This window comes from Pseudomonas sp. IT-P100 (genome assembly GCF_949767185.1).
GTDB lineage: Bacteria > Pseudomonadota > Gammaproteobacteria > Pseudomonadales > Pseudomonadaceae > Aquipseudomonas > Aquipseudomonas fluorescens_B.
In genome coordinates, this window is the sequence record NZ_CATKQK010000033.1 from 160260 (window position 1) to 176222 (window position 15963).

Genomic DNA, 15963 nt, shown 5'->3' on the forward strand with positions numbered 1-15963 from the left:
GACGCGCCGCTAGCGTACAAATTGCGGTTATCGACCACCCGGCTCTAAGGCTGACAATGCGACTGGCTTTCCCTACTTTGCTGTTCACTGCCGTGGCCCTGCTGCTGGGCGCCGCCGGTGTGAACGCCGCCCCCCAACATGCGCTGACCGTCTACGGCGAACCGGCGAAGTACCCTGCCGGCTTCAGTCATTTTGCCTACACCAATCCGCAGGCCCCCAAGGGGGGGACGATGCGGCGCTCGGCGATCGAGATCGGGCATTTCGATCATGTCCTGCCTTATATAGACAAAGGCATCGGCGTGACGCAGATCGACGGCTTGATCTATTCGCCCCTGGCCCAGCGCTCGCTGGACGAGCCTTACACCGTTTATGGCCTGGTGGCGCAGAAGATGGAGCGTTCGGATGACGGGTTGTCCCTGCGCTTCTACCTCAACCCCAAGGCCCGCTTCGCCGATGGCAAGCCAATCACCGCCGAGGACGTGCGCTACACCTTCGACTTGCTGATGACCCAGGGCAGTCTGCGGTATCGCACGCAATTCGCCGACGTCAAAGGCGTCGAAGTGGAATCGCCGAGCACCGTTCGGTTCGACTTCAAGAGCAACGAAAACCGCACTCTGCCCCTCGACATCGCGACCTTGCCGGTGTTTCCCGAGCAATGGTGGAAAACCCGTGATTTCGCCAGCGGCGGTGGTTACGAGCCACCACTGGGCAGCGGTCCGTACAAGGTGAGCAAGGTCGACTCCGGGCGCAGTATCACCTTCGAGCGCAATCCCGACTGGTGGGGCAAGGACCTGCCGGTCAGCCGCGGCCTCTACAATTTCGACCGTTTCAGCATCGAGTACTTCGGCGATACCGACGTGGCGCGCCAAGTGTTGCGCGGCGGCGCCTATGACTACAACCGTGAATTCTCCGCCACCGGTTACTCCATCGGCTACGACAGCCCGGCGCTCAGTGACGGGCGCCTGCAAAAGGCGCATCTGGCGCAAAACGCACCGCAATCGGCGCAAGGCTTCGTGTTCAACCTGCAAAATCCGCTGTTTCAGGATCGCCGTGTACGTCAGGCACTGGCGATGCTCTGGGATTTTGAATGGAGCAACCGGCAGATGATGCGCGACCTCTATATCCGCCAGCAGAGCTTTTTCTCCAATACCGAACTCGCCGCCCGCAGCCTGCCGGATGCCGCGGAGCTGGCGATTCTTGAACCCTTGCGCGGACAGATTCCCGACGAAGTGTTCACCAAAGTCTTCGAAGCACCGAAAACCGACGGCAGCGGCGTGATCCGCGACAAACAACTGCAAGCGCTGGACTTGCTGGAGCAGGCCGGGTGGAAACCCGATGGCGACCAACTGGTGAATGCCGAAGGCAAACCGCTGAGCTTTACTTTCCTGGTCAGCCAGAACGGCTTGGACCGTTTGCTGCTGCCGTACAAGCGCACGCTGAAGCAGATCGGTATCGACCTGAACATCCGCCGCATCGACTCGTCCCAGTACGTCAATCGGCTGATGTCCCGGGACTACGACATGATCGTCACCGGCTATCCGGTCACCACCTCGCCGGGCAACGAACTGAACAACTATTTTGGCTCCGCGGCGGCCAATGATCCGGGCTCCAACAATTACATGGTGTTGAAAAACCCGGCGGTCGATACGCTGGTCAACGGCCTGGTTCGTGCCACCACCCAGGCCGACATGTTGCGCTACGCCCATGCACTCGACCGGGTGCTGCAATGGAACTACTACTGGATTCCCAACTACTATCCGCCGGGCAGTTCGACCGTGTGGTGGAACCGCTTCGGGATTCCCAGCGTGCAGGCCGCCAATGACGAAGCCATCGAGAGTTGGTGGGAAGTGAGCACCACGCCGCTGACCAACCAACAGATGACCGCCGAGCTGATCAAGCGCGGCAAACCCGGAGGGCCGCACTGATGTGGGCTTACATTCTGCGGCGTTTGCTGCTGATCATTCCGACGCTGGTGATCATCCTGCTGGTCAACTTCGTCATCGTTCAGGCTGCGCCGGGCGGTCCGGTGGAACAGGCGATCGCACACCTGCAAGGCATCGGCGGCGCCAGTGTCGGCGGTGGTTCCAGCGAAGTCATGAGCGGCAGTTCGCGGGCCAGCCGCGGCCTGGATCCGCAACTGATCAAGGAAATAGAAAAACAGTACGGCTTCGACAAGCCGGCCCCGGAACGCCTGTGGCTGATGCTCAAAAGCTATGCGCAACTGGATTTCGGCAAAAGCTTCTTCCGCGGCGCCACGGTCACCGACCTGATCCTGGAAAAAATGCCGGTGACCATTTCCCTCGGGCTGTGGGCCACGCTGATCACTTACCTGGTGTCGATTCCGCTGGGCATCCGCAAAGCCGTGCATCACGGCAGCCACTTCGATATCTGGAGCAGCACCGCGATCATCATCGGCTATGCGATGCCGGCGTTCCTGTTTGCGATGTTCTTGATCGTGGTGTTCGCCGGCGGCACGTCGCTGAACTGGTTTCCGGTGCGCGGCCTGGTCTCGGACAACTTCGAATCGCTGTCCACGGTGGGCAAGATCGCCGACTATTTCTGGCACCTGGTGTTGCCGGTGACGGCGCTCGTGATCGGCGGGTTCGCCACGCTGACGATCCTGACCAAAAACTCCTTCCTCAATGAAATCACCCGCCAATACGTCGTTACCGCCCGCGCCAAAGGCATGAGCGAACGGCGCGTGCTGTATGGCCATGTGTTCCGCAACGCGATGCTGTTGGTGGTGTCGGGCATTCCCCAGGCGTTCATCAGTGTGTTCTTCGCCGGTTCGCTGCTGATCGAAGTGATCTTTTCCCTCGATGGCCTGGGCCGCATGAGTTACGAAGCCGCGGTGTCCCGGGATTATCCGGTGGTATTCGGTTCGCTGTTCATCTTCACACTGTTCGGCCTGCTGATAAAACTGGTCGGTGACCTCTGCTACACCCTGGTCGACCCGCGTATCGACTTCGCCGCGAGGAATGCCTGATGTTCAAGCTTTCGCCGCTGGCGCGTCGCCGTTTCGAACGTTTCAAGAAAAACCGTCGTGGCTGGTGGTCGTTGTGGCTGTTCATCGGCCTGTTCCTCTTGAGCCTGGGCGGCGAGCTGATCGCCAATGACAAACCACTGGTGGTCAGTTATCAGGGTTCGTTGTACTTCCCGGTTTTCAAGCGCTACACCGAGCAGGAATTCGGCGGGCAACTGCCGTTCCAGGCGGACTATCGCAGCGACTATGTGCAGAAGCTGATCAAAAAGGATGGCGGCTGGCTGTTGTTTCCGCCGATCCCGTTCAGCGACGACACACCCAACTATGACTTGAACAAACCGGCGCCGAGCCCGCCCTCGAGCGTCAATTGGCTGGGCACCGACGACCAGGCGCGCGACGTGCTGGCCCGAGTGATTTTCGGCGCGCGGGTGTCGATTCTGTTTGCGTTGATGCTGACGTTTGTCAGCGCGCTGATCGGCATCGCCGCCGGCGCGTTGCAGGGTTATTACGGCGGCTGGGTCGACCTGATCGGTCAGCGCTTGCAGGAAGTCTGGTCGGGGTTGCCGGTGCTGTACCTGCTGATCATCCTGTCAGGGTTCGTCGAGCCGAATTTCTGGTGGCTGCTGGGGATCATGGCGCTGTTTTCCTGGCTGGCGCTGGTGGACGTGGTGCGCGCCGAGTTCCTGCGCGGGCGCAACCTGGAATATGTCAAAGCCGCCCGCGCACTGGGCCTGACCGACCGCAAAGTCATCGTGCGGCACATTCTGCCCAATGCGATGAACGCAACCCTGAGTTACCTGCCGTTCATTCTGACCGGAGCGATTTCGACGCTCACCGCGCTGGATTTCCTCGGTTTCGGCATGCCGGCCGGCAGTGCATCGCTGGGCGAACTGATCGGTCAGGGCAAACAGAATCTGCAAGCGCCGTGGCTGGGGTTGACGGCGTTTTTCACCCTGGCGTTGATTCTTTCGTTACTGGTGTTTATCGGCGAGGCGTTGCGAGACGCCTTTGATCCTCGGTCTTGAACAAGCGGATGTTGATATGAGTAACCTGATCGAAATCCGCAACCTCAGCGTGGCCTTCAGCGGCCAGACCGTGGTGCGCAATCTGTGCCTGGACATCCGCCCCGGCGAATGCCTGGCACTGGTCGGTGAGTCGGGGTCCGGCAAATCGGTGACCGCGCACTCGATCCTGCAATTGCTGCCCGAGACCGGCACCGAATCCAGCGGCAGCATCCGCTATCGCGGCAAGGAATTGCTCGGCGCCTCCTCCAAAGTGCTGCGGGAGTTGCGCGGCAACCGCATCGCGATGATTTTCCAGGAGCCGATGACCTCGCTCAACCCGCTGCACAGCATTGAGAAGCAGATCGGCGAAACGTTGCTGTTGCACAAAGGCATGACTGGCAAACCCGCGCAGGCACGGATTCTTGAGTTGCTGCACCTGGTGGGCATCCAGAAACCCAAGGAACGGCTCAAGGCGTACCCGCATCAACTGTCCGGCGGCCAGCGGCAACGGGTGATGATCGCCATGGCCCTGGCCTGCGAACCGGAGTTGCTGATCGCCGACGAGCCCACCACGGCGCTGGACGTAACGGTGCAGCGCAAGATCCTGCTGCTGCTCAAATCCCTGCAACAGCGACTCGGCATGTCGCTGCTGCTGATCAGCCACGACCTCAATCTGGTGCGTAGCATCGCCCAGCGCGTGTGCGTGATGAAGGCTGGGGAAATCGTCGAGCAGGCGCCGTGCGAGACGCTGTTCACCGAGCCGAAGCATCCGTACAGCTGCGTCTTGCTGAATGCCGAACCGGAAGGTGAAGCGCTGGCCAGGGACACGCGCGAGAACGTACTGGAAGTGGACAATCTTTCCGTGCGCTTCGCCCTCAGTGGCGGACTGTTTCAGCGCAAAACGTATTTGCATGCGGTGGATGGCATCAGCCTGAATGTCCAGCGTGGCAAGACACTGGGCATTGTCGGTGAATCCGGTTCCGGCAAGTCCACCCTGGGGCAGGCGATCCTGCGCCTGCTCGACTCCGAAGGCAGCATTCGCTTTCAGGGTGAAGCGCTGGACGGTCTGACGCAAAAGCAGCTGCGGCCGTGGCGCAAGAAAATGCAGGTGGTGTTCCAGGACCCTTTCGGCAGCCTCAGCCCACGGATGTCCGTGGCGCAGATCATCAGCGAAGGCCTTGAGGTTCACAGCCAGTTGACGGCGGACGAATGCAAGGCCGAGGTGATTCGTGCACTGCAGGAAGTGGGCCTCGACCCGCAAAGTCGCCATCGCTACCCTCACGAATTTTCCGGTGGCCAGCGCCAGCGCATCGCCATTGCCCGGGCGCTGGTGCTGAAACCGGCGCTGATCCTGCTCGACGAACCGACCTCGGCGCTGGACCGCACGGTGCAAAAACAGGTGGTTGCCCTGCTTCGCCAGCTTCAGGAAAAACACGGGCTGACCTATCTGTTCATCAGCCACGACCTGGCGGTCGTCCGCGCCCTCGCCCATGACATGATCGTGATCAAGGACGGCAAGGTGGTGGAAAGCGGCGCCAGCCACGACGTGTTCGAATCACCGCAGCATCCGTACACCAAAGAGCTGTTGGCGGCGGCGCATCCGCGGTAGGCATAATCCAGTGCCTGGCTTTGTACACAATCAGGATCAGCCCACATGAACACCACCGAAAGCCTGAAGGACTACCAGCGCGTTCGCCTGTTGGCGATCCGTTCGTTGTTCGAGATCATCGAGCAGTCGAGTGAAGGCACGGTGATCGTCGATCGCGACGCCAATATCGTCTGGATGAACGAACGCTATGCCAGGCGCTTCGGTCTGGCGTCGGCTGAAGTGGCCATCGGCAAGGCTTGCGAAAGCGTGATCCCCGGCAGCCTGCTGCGCGAGGTAGTGCGCACTGGCCGGCCGATTCTGCTCGACATGCAGGACACCCCCAAGGAACCGCTGGTGGTCATGCGCCTGCCGATTCACGACGATGCCGGCGTGGTGATCGGTGCGATTGGTTTTGCGCTGTTCGACGAGTTGCGCAGCCTCTCGCCAATGCTCAAGCGCTACATGAGCATGCAGGAAGAACTGGCCTCCACCCGTTCGCTGCTGCGGGCACGGCAGACCAAGTACAACTTCGCCCATTTCATCGGTACCAGCGCGGCCAGCCTCGAAGTCAAACGCCGCGCCCGGCGCAGTGCCAGCGCCGATTCGCCGGTGCTGCTGCTCGGCGAAACCGGCACCGGCAAAGAGCTGTTGGCGCAGGCTATTCACGGGGCGTCGCCACGTTCCCATAAAGCCTTCGTCAGCATCAACAGCGCAGCGATTCCCGAGTCGTTGCTGGAAGCCGAATTCTTCGGCACCGCCCCCGGCGCGTTCACCGGTGCAGACCGCAAGGGCCGTGCCGGCAAGCTGCAGATTGCCCAAGGCGGGACGCTGTTCCTCGATGAGATCGGCGACATGCCGCTGCCCCTGCAAAGCAAACTGCTGCGGGTGTTGCAGGAAAAAGAATTCGAACCGGTGGGCTCCAACGAAGTGATTCAGAGCGATGTGCGGGTGATCGCGGCGACCTCGACCGACCTTGAAGCGGCGATCAAACGCGGCGAGTTTCGTGCCGATCTGTATTACCGCCTCAACGTGCTACCGATCCAGGTGCCACCGTTGCGAGATCGCCTCGATGATTTACCGGCCCTGAGTGAAGCGATTCTCGAGGAGCTGCGCAGTCAGCATGAACTGAACCGCGAAGCGCTGGAGCTACTGGGACAACACGCCTGGCCGGGGAATATTCGCGAACTGCGCAACGTACTGGAACGGGCGGCGTTGCTCAGTGACGACCTGTTGCTGAATGTGCAGGATATTCGTGCAGCGATTGGTACGTTTACGCCAGTCGAACGCACCGCGCCCTTAATGATTGAATCGGTTGCCCATGAGACCTTCAGCGAGGCTCGGGAGCGGTTTGACCGGCAATTGATTGAATCTACCCTGGCGCAATGCGGGGGGAAGGTGATTGAGGCGGCGGCTCGGTTAGGGCTTGGGCGGTCGACGTTGTACAAGAAGATGGTGGCGCTGGGGATTGCCGAGTCTCTATAACGAGACATAAATCTCCATTGTTAGACAGACCATCAAGGGCAAGCCCACGACCCCCAGGGATCGCATGCTTCGAGAAAAACCTGCTCAACCTGTGGCAGCGGGCTTGCGCGCGATCAGGCCTGCAGCATCAAAAAAGTCTCAAATCAGAGACAAAAAACTGAATTTCACTCTTCCGTAAATAAAATATCCTTATATTTCAATACGTTGCACCCCTGGCACGAAACTCGCTATAGCCCCTCCCGCACACAGCTTCACCACACAAAAATAACAATCCAGGAGACACACCATGAGTGTGATCATTGCCTTGGCAGCCCTCGCGCTGCTGATGCTCGCGGCCTACCGTGGCTACAGCGTTATCCTTTTTGCCCCGATTGCCGCCCTCGGCGCCGTTCTGCTCACCGACCCTTCCGCCGTCGCCCCCGCCTTCACCGGGGTGTTCATGGAAAAAATGGTCGGCTTCATCAAACTGTATTTCCCAGTGTTCCTGCTCGGCGCGGTGTTCGGCAAGCTGATTGAGTTGTCGGGTTTCTCGCGCTCCATTGTCGCGGCGGCGATTCGTCTGCTCGGCACCCGCCAGGCGATGCTGGTGATCGTCCTGGTCTGCGCCCTGCTGACTTACGGTGGCGTGTCGCTGTTCGTGGTGGTGTTTGCGGTCTACCCGTTCGCGGCCGAAATGTTCCGCCAGAGCAATATCCCTAAACGCCTGATTCCGGCGACCATCGCCCTCGGCGCGTTTTCGTTCACCATGGACGCCCTGCCCGGCACCCCGCAGATCCAGAACATCATTCCCAGCACCTTCTTCAATACCACCGCCTGGGCCGCGCCGTGGCTGGGTTTGATCGGCTCGATCTTCGTGGTCTGCGCCGGCATGCTGTTTCTTCAGCGCCAGCGCAACAAGGCTCAGGCCGCCGGTGAGGGCTATGGCACTGAACTGCGTAACGAGCCGGAAACCGCTGCAGACATCAAATTGCCCAATCCGTGGATCGCACTGTCGCCGTTGCTGGCCGTCGGCATCATGAACCTGTTGTTCACCCAGTGGATTCCCCAGTGGTACGGCAAGACCCACAGCCTGGCACTGCCGGGCATGGCGGCGCCGGTGACCACTGAAATCGCCAAGCTCACGGCGATCTGGGCGGTTCAGGCCGCGTTGCTGGTCGGCATCATCATGGTGCTGGTGTTCGGCTTCCAGGCGATTCGCGGCAAGTTGGCCGAAGGCAGTCGAAGTGCGGTCGGGGGTTCGTTGCTGGCGGCAATGAACACTGCCTCGGAATACGGCTTCGGTGCGGTGATCGCTTCCTTGCCAGGCTTCCTGGTACTGGCCGACTGGCTCAAGAGCATTCCCAACCCGCTGGTCAACGAGGCGGTTACCGTAACCCTGCTGGCCGGCATCACCGGTTCGGCGTCGGGCGGCATGAGCATTGCGCTGGCAGCCATGGCCAATGACTTCATCGCCGCCGCCCATGCGGCCAACATTCCGCTGGAAGTGATGCACCGGGTTGCCGCGATGGCGAGCGGCGGCATGGACACCCTGCCGCACAACGGCGCGGTGATCACCTTGCTGGCGGTGACGGGCCTGACCCACCGCGAAGCCTACAAAGACATTTTCTGTATTACGCTGATCAAGACCCTGGCGGTCTTTGTGGTGATCGGTACTTTCTACGCCACTGGCATTGTGTGAGGTATTCATGACGACTCTTACGGGCAAGACTGCACTGGTCACCGGCTCCACCAGCGGCATCGGCCTGGGCATCGCCCTCAGCCTGGCCAAGGCCGGCGCCAACCTGATCCTCAACGGTTTCGGCGATGCCTCCAAGGTGATTGCCGAGGTTGGACAGTTCGGTGGCAAGGTCGGCCATCACCCCGCCGATGTCAGCGACCCGGCGCAGATTGCCGACATGATCGCCTACGCCGAGCGCGAGTTCGGCGGCGTGGACATTCTGGTGAACAATGCCGGCATCCAGCATGTGGCACCAGTGGAAGACTTTCCCGTGGAGCGCTGGGATTCGATCATTGCGATCAACCTGTCGTCGGTGTTCCACAGCACCCGTTTAAGCCTGCCGGGCATGCGCCAGAAAGGCTGGGGCCGGGTCATCAATATCGCCTCGGTGCATGGCCAGGTCGGGTCGGTGGGCAAGGCCGCTTACGTCGCGGCCAAGCACGGGGTAATCGGCTTGACCAAGGTGGTCGGCCTGGAAACCGCCACGACCAATGTCACCTGCAACGCGATTTGCCCAGGCTGGGTGTTGACGCCGCTGGTGCAGAAGCAGATCGATGACCGCATCGTGACCGGGATTGATCCGCAGCAGGCGCAGCATGATTTGCTGGCCGAGAAACAGCCTTCGCTGGAGTTCGTCACGCCGCCGCAACTGGGTGAGCTGGTGTTGTTCCTGTGCAGCGAGGCCGGTAGCCAGGTGCGGGGCGCGGCGTGGAATATTGATGGTGGGTGGTTGGCGCAGTGATGGACCGCTAACCCCCTGTGGCGAGGGAGCTTGCTCCCGCTCGGCTGCGCAGCAGTCGCAAATTGGCTGATCCGACCATTTTTGCGGCGGCTTCGCCACCCAGCGGGAGCAAGCTCCCTCGCCACAGAAGACTGTGTGCACACATAGAAGAAGAGGCAAACCATGTCCGACATTCTCTGGCAACCCGACGCCAAGCGCGTCGCCAAAACCCGCATGGAGGCCTTCCGGCGCTTCATCAATCAACGTCACCACCTCGACATCGCCGACTACGCCGATCTGCATCAATGGTCCATCGAGCAGCGGGTCGACTTCTGGCAAGCCATCGTCGATTTCTTTGATATCCGCTTCCACGATCAACCCGACGCGGTGTTGATCGAAGGCGATCATATGCCCAGCGCCCAATGGTTCCCAGGCGCCACCCTGAATTTCGCCGAACACCTGCTGCGCCGTCGCGACGATGCCGTGGCCGTTATCGCCATCGCCGAAAACGGCCAGCGTGAACAGCTGACCTGGGCCGAACTGGCCGAGCATGTCGCCGGCTTTCAAAACAGTCTGATCGCCGCCGGTGTCGGCCTCAGCGATCGCGTCGCCGCGTGCATGCCCAATACCTGGCAAACCCTGGTGGCCATGCTCGCGACCACCAGTCTCGGGGCGATCTGGTCCTGTTCCTCACCGGACTTCGGCACCCAAGGCGTGATCGACCGCTTCGGCCAGATCGAACCGAAGGTGCTGATCACCTGCGCCGGTTACCGTTATGCCGGCAAAGACATCGACCAGCGCACCAAGGTCAACGAAATCCTCGAACGCCTGCCGTCGCTGCAACAATTGATCGTCGTGCCTTACGCTCGACCACAGGCACGTACCGCAGACTTCTGCACCCACGCCGACGTGGCACTCTGGGATGAATTCTACGAACCCGGTGGCGAGCCGGATTTTGTCGCCGTGCCCTTCGCACACCCGCTGTACATCCTCTATTCCAGCGGCACCACCGGCGTGCCCAAATGCATCATTCACAGCACCGGCGGCGTACTGCTGCAACACGTCAAGGAACACGGCCTGCATTGCGATCTCGGCCCCGGCGACCGTTTGTTTTACTACACGACGTGCGGCTGGATGATGTGGAACTGGCTGGTCTCGGCCCTGGCCGTGGACAGCGCCGTGGTGCTGTACGACGGCTCACCGTTTCATCCCGGCCCCGAGCGTTTGATCGACCTGATCGACGACGAGCGAATCAGTGTGTTCGGCACCAGCCCCAAATACCTCGCGACACTGGAAAGCACCGGGGTGAAACCTCGGCAAAGTCATGATCTTGGTAGCCTGAAAACCCTGCTGTGCACCGGCTCTGCGCTATCGCCGCAGAGTTACGACTATGTTTACCGCGACTTCAAGGCTGACCTGTGCCTGGCGTCGATGTCCGGCGGCACCGACATCGTTTCGTGCTTCGTGATCGGCAATCCGTGGCTGCCGGTGCGTCGCGGTGAAATCCAGGGCAAGAGCCTCGGCATGGCCGTCGAGGTCTGGAATGACGCCGGCGCTCCCGTAATGGGTGAAAAAGGTGAGCTGGTCTGCACCCGGCACTTTCCGGCGATGCCCATCGGCCTGTGGAACGACCCGACCGGCGAAAAGCTCCGCGCGTCCTACTTCAGCCAGTTTCCGGGCGTCTGGGCCCAGGGCGATTACGCCGAACAATTGACTCACGGCGCAATGATGATTCACGGCCGCTCGGACGCCGTACTCAACCCCGGCGGCGTGCGCATCGGCACAGCGGAAATCTACCGTCAGGTAGAGAAAGTCCCGCAGGTGATCGACAGCGTGGCCATCGGCCAGCAGTGGCAGGATGACGTGCGGGTGGTGCTGTTCGTGCGTTTGCGCGATGGCGTCGAACTCGACGAGCCCCTGCAACAGCAGATTCGCCAGGTCATTCGCGCCAACACCACGCCACGGCATGTGCCGGCGAAAATCGTCGCGGTAACGGACATTCCACGCACCATCAGCGGCAAAGTGGTCGAGCTGGCGGTGCGGAATGTGGTGCATGGCCAGCCGGTGAAAAACACCGATGCGCTGGCCAATCCAGAGGCCCTGGATCAGTTCCGCGACCGCCCCGAGCTCAAGGACTGAACAACGTCTCTGGCGGGAGCTGCCGGTGTCAGTCCATCAGTCCCCATTCGCCGGGTGGTGCTTGGGGGCCCGGGGATGTTTCCGCATGCAGCTTCAGTCGCAGGCGCAAATTGTTCATCGAGTCCGCGTGCTTCAGCGCCTCCTCCTCATCGATCGCACCCTCTTCAACCAACGCGAACAGCGCGCTATCGAACGTCTGCATGCCCTGCTCGACGGACTTCTCCATGATCCCCTTGAGCTCATCGAATTCGTTACGGCGGATCAAGTCACCAATGGTCGGCGAACCGAGCATCACTTCCACCGCTGCCCTCCGTTGCCCATCACGGGTACGCACAAGCCGTTGGGAAACGAACGCTTTGAGATTGTTGCCCAGGTCATGCAGCAGTTGCGTCCGCCGCTCCTCCGGGAAGAAGTTGATGATACGGTCCAGCGCCTGATGGGCATTGTGGGCATGCAAGGTGGAAATCACCAGGTGCCCGGTGTCGGCAAACGCCAACGCATGCTCCATGGTTTCGCGGTCGCGGATCTCGCCGATCAGCACCACATCCGGTGCCTGGCGCAGGGTATTCTTCAACGCCGCATGAAAACTGCGGGTATCCACGCCGACCTCGCGCTGATTGATGATCGACTTCTTGTGCCGATGAATGTATTCGACCGGGTCTTCGATGGTGATGATATGGCCGCTGCTGTGGCGGTTGCGATAATCGATCAACGCCGCCAGTGAGGTAGACTTGCCTGAGTCGGTGGCGCCGACGAACAGCATCAGCCCCTGTTTGAGCATGACCGTTTCCAGCAGGACCGCTGGCAACCGGAGGTCTTCGAAACGTGGAATGTCGAGTTTGACATTACGCACCACAATCGACATGTCGTTGCGCTGCTTGAAAATGTTGACCCGAAAACGCCCGACACCCGGCAAAGAGATCGCCAGGTTCATCTCCAGTTCCCGATCGAACTCCAGCCGCTGCTCGGCGTCCATGATGGACATGGCAATCGCCGTGATTTCCCCCGGTTTGAATGGCTGGTCGGTCAAGGGTTTAAGCACACCATCAAACCGTGCGCAGGGTGGCGCGCCGGTGGACAGGTACAGATCGGAACCCTCCTGGCTGGCCAGAATCTTCAAAAGCCCATCGATTTCCATGGCAAAAAACACCCGCGAAGCATTGAATGAACAGAAATGACCCCAAAAACGGGTCATACCGCGACTAACGCTCTAGGATAGTACGCCGCCAAACTGACTGACGTGCAGGAACACTTTGATGAACGCAACACCCACCGGCAGCGATGCCCAGGCCCTGATTGCCAGACTGGACTGGTCGCGCACCCCGCTCGGCAGCGCCAGTGCCTGGCCGCAGAGCCTGCGTACGGCAGTGGACATCGTGATTCACTCACCGATGCCGATGCTGTTGCTGTGGGGGCCGGAACTCACGCAGATCTACAACGACGGCTTCGCCCTGTTGGCCGGCAGCAAGCATCCGCACGCTTTCGGACAACCGACACACCAGATCTGGCCAGAACTCAAAGACTTTACCGACCCGATTTACAGCGCCGTCCTACAGGGCCAGGTGCGAACCTACAGCGAACAGCGCTTTACCCTGCAACGTGACAATGACGAGTCCGACTTCTGGCTGGATTTGACCTACAGTCCGATCCGCGATGAAAGCGCCGAGGTCGCCGGGATTCTGGTCACTGCCATCGAAACCAACGAACGCCGACGCATTGCCCTCGAACTTGAACAACGCTCGGCCGCCAGCCTGAAGGCTCAGCGCGAAACCGAGGAACGCCTGCAATTGGCGCTGGCCGCCACCGACGCCGTCGGCACCTGGGACTGGGACATCAGCGAAGACCGCTTCATTGCCGATGCCCACTTTGCCCAGTTGCACGGTATCGATCCGCTACTCGCCAGCCAATTGCCAATCAGCGACTACCTGGGAGCAGTGCATCCGGAAGACCGTGCGATGGTCACCCGCAGCATCAAGCATTGCATCACCCACGGCACCGAATACGCCGAGGAGTATCGCCTGCTGCAACCCGACGGTCAGCTGCGCTGGGTGTTTGCCCGGGGCCGCTGCTACAGGGATCACCATGGCCGGCCCATCCGTTTCCTCGGCGCTGCCCTGGACCTGACCGAACGCAAACACACCGAACAGGCCTTGCGCCAGAGCCAGACCGAGCTGCAACTGATCATCCACGCCATACCGATCCTGATCAGTTACGTCGACAGCGAGGAACGCTTTCGCCTGAACAACGCCGCGTATCTGGATTGGTACGGCCTGACGCCCCAGGAGCTCTACGGTCGGACCATTCGTGAGGTGCTGGGTGACGAAGCCTACGCCTTGCGCGCCGAATACATCGCCGAAGCACTGGCAGGCAGAACCTGTTGCTTCAGCATCAGCACGCCGCATCGTGATGGCAGCACCCGTCAGGCCTTGATGAACTACCTGCCCCGCCACGGGCCGGATGGCGCGGTGAACGGTTTCTACATTTTCGTGATCGATGAAACCGAACGCAAACAGACCGAAGAAGCCTTGCGCAATCTCAACGAAACCCTTGAAGAACGCGTTGCCGCCCGCACCCAGCAATTGGCCGAAGCGAACCAGCGCCTGCAAAACGAGATGTTCGAGCGCGAACGTGCTGAAGACGCCTTGCGCCATGCTCAGAAAATGGAAGCGGTCGGTCAGCTCACTGGCGGCATTGCCCATGACTTCAACAACATGCTCACCGGGATTATCGGCAGCCTCGACCTGATGCAGCGCTACATCGCTGACGGTCGCGCCGCCGAGATCGGCCGTTTCACCGAGGCGGCCGTGTCGTCAGCCAACCGCGCGGCCGCCCTGACCCATCGCCTGCTGGCATTCTCCAGACGCCAGTCGCTGGATCGCAAGACGCTGAATGCCAACGCGCTGATTCATTCCCTGGAAGACCTGCTCAGCCGCACCAAAGGCGATCACATCGCGCTGAAGCTGCGACTGGCCGATGAAGCCTGGCCGGTCAGCACCGACGTCAGCCAACTGGAAAACGCGTTGCTCAACCTGGTGATCAACGCCCGCGACGCCATGCCCGATGGCGGCGAGTTGCTGATTGAAACGGCCAATGTTTACCTCGACAGCAGCGATATCACCACCCTGGAAACAGTCAAGCCCGGGGATTACGTGATGATTGCCGTCAGCGACAACGGCACCGGCATGACCCCGTCGGTGCTGGCCAAGGCGTTCGATCCTTTCTTCACCACCAAACCCATCGGCCAGGGCACAGGGCTTGGTTTGTCGATGATTTATGGTTTTGCCCAGCAGTCTGGCGGCCACGTCAAACTCCACAGCGTTCCAGGCCAGGGCACCTGCGTTCGCCTTTACCTGCCGCTGCTGTATTTCCCGGAACCGGAGAACACGCTAATGCCCTTCAGCGGCGAGGCGCCAGCGGCGATTGCCGGTGAAACCGTGATGTTGGTGGAGGATGATCCAGCCGTGCGCATGCTGGTCCTCGACTTGCTGAATGAGCTGGGTTATCACGCCCATGAAGCCGAGGACGCGAAGTCCGCCCTGCCCTTGCTGGAGTCCGACGTGCGCGTGGATCTACTCGTGACCGATGTCGGGCTGCCGGGCATGAACGGTCGGCAACTGGCAGAAATCGCGCGCCAGCACCGGCCGGAACTCAAGGTGCTGTTCATGACCGGCTACGCGGAGAAAGCCGCCGAACGCCAGGGTTTCCTCGAGGAAGGCATGGACATGGTGGCCAAACCGTTTTCCATTGATCTGCTGGCCAACAAGATTCGCACGATGATCGGCCAACCGTAGGAGCTGCCGCAGGCTGCGATCTTTTCAGCGAGTTAGGGCATAATCGCGCGCCCCACGCTGGCACCCGCATAGCCACCACCGTTGCAAGGTATCTGCCCCAATGAAAGCTCAAGCCCGCCATATTCTGGTGAAAACCTCGGAAGAAGCCGAGCAGCTCAAACAACGCATCGCCAAGGGCGAAGCCTTCGATGTGCTGGCCAAGAAATACTCCACCTGCCCGTCCGGCAAGCGCGGCGGTGATCTGGGTGAAGTGCGGCCGGGGCAGATGGTGGGTGTGATTGACGCGGTGATCTTCAAGAAACCGCTGCGGGTGGTGCACGGACCGATCAAGAGCAAGTTCGGGTATCACCTGGTACAGGTGTTTTACCGGGATTGATCGGTTGGCCGAGACCTCCTGCGACGAGGGAGCTTGCTCCCGCTCGGCTGCGAAGCAGTCGTAAAACCTGAGAATGCGGTGTGCCTGACAGTAGGTGCTTTCAGGTATTGGGGCTGCTTCGCAGCCCAACGAGAGCAAGCTCTCTCGCCACACATCATTCGT

At 60.7% G+C, this 15963-nt stretch carries 11 protein-coding genes; 10 read left to right on the top strand and 1 reads right to left on the bottom strand.

The features are described 5' to 3' along the window. Positions 1–56: 56 nt before the first annotated feature. The 8 genes from ACM6IQ_RS21210 (at position 57) to ACM6IQ_RS21245 (ending at position 11634) form a co-directional block, all read left to right on the top strand. Positions 57–1925 (top strand): extracellular solute-binding protein, encoded by a 1869-nt coding sequence (locus ACM6IQ_RS21210; RefSeq protein ID WP_414879745.1) that lies wholly within the window; start codon positions 57–59, stop codon positions 1923–1925. Further along, complete coding sequence (locus tag ACM6IQ_RS21215; protein WP_017339138.1) at positions 1925–2986, top strand: microcin C ABC transporter permease YejB; 1062 nt, start codon at positions 1925–1927, stop codon at positions 2984–2986. Before ACM6IQ_RS21210 ends, ACM6IQ_RS21215 begins: the two co-directional genes overlap by 1 nt. Beyond that, positions 2986–4008 carry an ABC transporter permease gene (locus ACM6IQ_RS21220; RefSeq protein WP_414879746.1) on the top strand — a complete coding sequence of 341 codons (1023 nt, stop codon included), beginning with the start codon at positions 2986–2988 and terminating at the stop codon, positions 4006–4008. The genes ACM6IQ_RS21215 and ACM6IQ_RS21220 overlap by 1 nt, the downstream gene beginning before the upstream one ends. Before the next feature lie 16 nt (positions 4009–4024). Next, positions 4025–5596 carry an ABC transporter ATP-binding protein gene (locus tag ACM6IQ_RS21225; protein ID WP_017339140.1) on the top strand — a complete coding sequence of 524 codons (1572 nt, stop codon included), beginning with the start codon at positions 4025–4027 and terminating at the stop codon, positions 5594–5596. Between the two features lie 45 nt (positions 5597–5641). Further along, positions 5642–7057 (top strand): sigma-54 interaction domain-containing protein, encoded by a 1416-nt coding sequence (locus tag ACM6IQ_RS21230; RefSeq protein WP_414879747.1) that lies wholly within the window; start codon positions 5642–5644, stop codon positions 7055–7057. A gap of 286 nt (positions 7058–7343) precedes the next feature. Beyond that, positions 7344–8735 carry a GntP family permease gene (locus tag ACM6IQ_RS21235; protein ID WP_414879748.1) on the top strand — a complete coding sequence of 464 codons (1392 nt, stop codon included), beginning with the start codon at positions 7344–7346 and terminating at the stop codon, positions 8733–8735. Between the two features lie 7 nt (positions 8736–8742). Further along, positions 8743–9516, top strand: coding sequence for a 3-hydroxybutyrate dehydrogenase (locus ACM6IQ_RS21240; protein ID WP_414879749.1), 774 nt, complete (start codon positions 8743–8745; stop codon positions 9514–9516). Between the two features lie 162 nt (positions 9517–9678). Continuing rightward, positions 9679–11634, top strand: coding sequence for an acetoacetate--CoA ligase (locus ACM6IQ_RS21245; RefSeq protein WP_414879750.1), 1956 nt, complete (start codon positions 9679–9681; stop codon positions 11632–11634). Between the two features lie 28 nt (positions 11635–11662). Here ACM6IQ_RS21245 and ACM6IQ_RS21250 read toward each other — a convergent pair whose 3' ends face one another. Continuing rightward, positions 11663–12772 (bottom strand): PilT/PilU family type 4a pilus ATPase, encoded by a 1110-nt coding sequence (locus ACM6IQ_RS21250; RefSeq protein WP_414879866.1) that lies wholly within the window; start codon positions 12770–12772, stop codon positions 11663–11665. 118 nt (positions 12773–12890) lie between these two features. Between ACM6IQ_RS21250 and ACM6IQ_RS21255 the strand changes: the two genes are divergently transcribed. Beyond that, entirely contained in the window at positions 12891–15425 is a 2535-nt protein-coding gene (locus tag ACM6IQ_RS21255; protein ID WP_414879751.1) for a PAS domain-containing protein, read from the top strand. Positions 15426–15525: 100 nt separating this feature from the next. Further along, positions 15526–15801, top strand: coding sequence for a peptidylprolyl isomerase (locus ACM6IQ_RS21260; protein WP_007898282.1), 276 nt, complete (start codon positions 15526–15528; stop codon positions 15799–15801). The last annotated feature ends 162 nt before the right edge of the window (positions 15802–15963 follow it).

Bases quoted from the DNA above. Each gene is read 5' to 3' on its own strand.
- ACM6IQ_RS21250 (WP_414879866.1), bottom strand. From the start codon at position 12,772: ATGGAAATCGATGGGCTTTTGAAGATTCTGGCCAGCCAGGAGGGTTCC.
- ACM6IQ_RS21245 (WP_414879750.1), top strand. From the start codon at position 9,679: ATGTCCGACATTCTCTGGCAACCCGACGCCAAGCGCGTCGCCAAAACC.
- ACM6IQ_RS21220 (WP_414879746.1), top strand. From the start codon at position 2,986: ATGTTCAAGCTTTCGCCGCTGGCGCGTCGCCGTTTCGAACGTTTCAAG.
- ACM6IQ_RS21215 (WP_017339138.1), top strand. From the start codon at position 1,925: ATGTGGGCTTACATTCTGCGGCGTTTGCTGCTGATCATTCCGACGCTG.
- ACM6IQ_RS21235 (WP_414879748.1), top strand. From the start codon at position 7,344: ATGAGTGTGATCATTGCCTTGGCAGCCCTCGCGCTGCTGATGCTCGCG.
- ACM6IQ_RS21210 (WP_414879745.1), top strand. From the start codon at position 57: ATGCGACTGGCTTTCCCTACTTTGCTGTTCACTGCCGTGGCCCTGCTG.
- ACM6IQ_RS21255 (WP_414879751.1), top strand. From the start codon at position 12,891: ATGAACGCAACACCCACCGGCAGCGATGCCCAGGCCCTGATTGCCAGA.
- ACM6IQ_RS21225 (WP_017339140.1), top strand. From the start codon at position 4,025: ATGAGTAACCTGATCGAAATCCGCAACCTCAGCGTGGCCTTCAGCGGC.
- ACM6IQ_RS21260 (WP_007898282.1), top strand. From the start codon at position 15,526: ATGAAAGCTCAAGCCCGCCATATTCTGGTGAAAACCTCGGAAGAAGCC.
- ACM6IQ_RS21230 (WP_414879747.1), top strand. From the start codon at position 5,642: ATGAACACCACCGAAAGCCTGAAGGACTACCAGCGCGTTCGCCTGTTG.
- ACM6IQ_RS21240 (WP_414879749.1), top strand. From the start codon at position 8,743: ATGACGACTCTTACGGGCAAGACTGCACTGGTCACCGGCTCCACCAGC.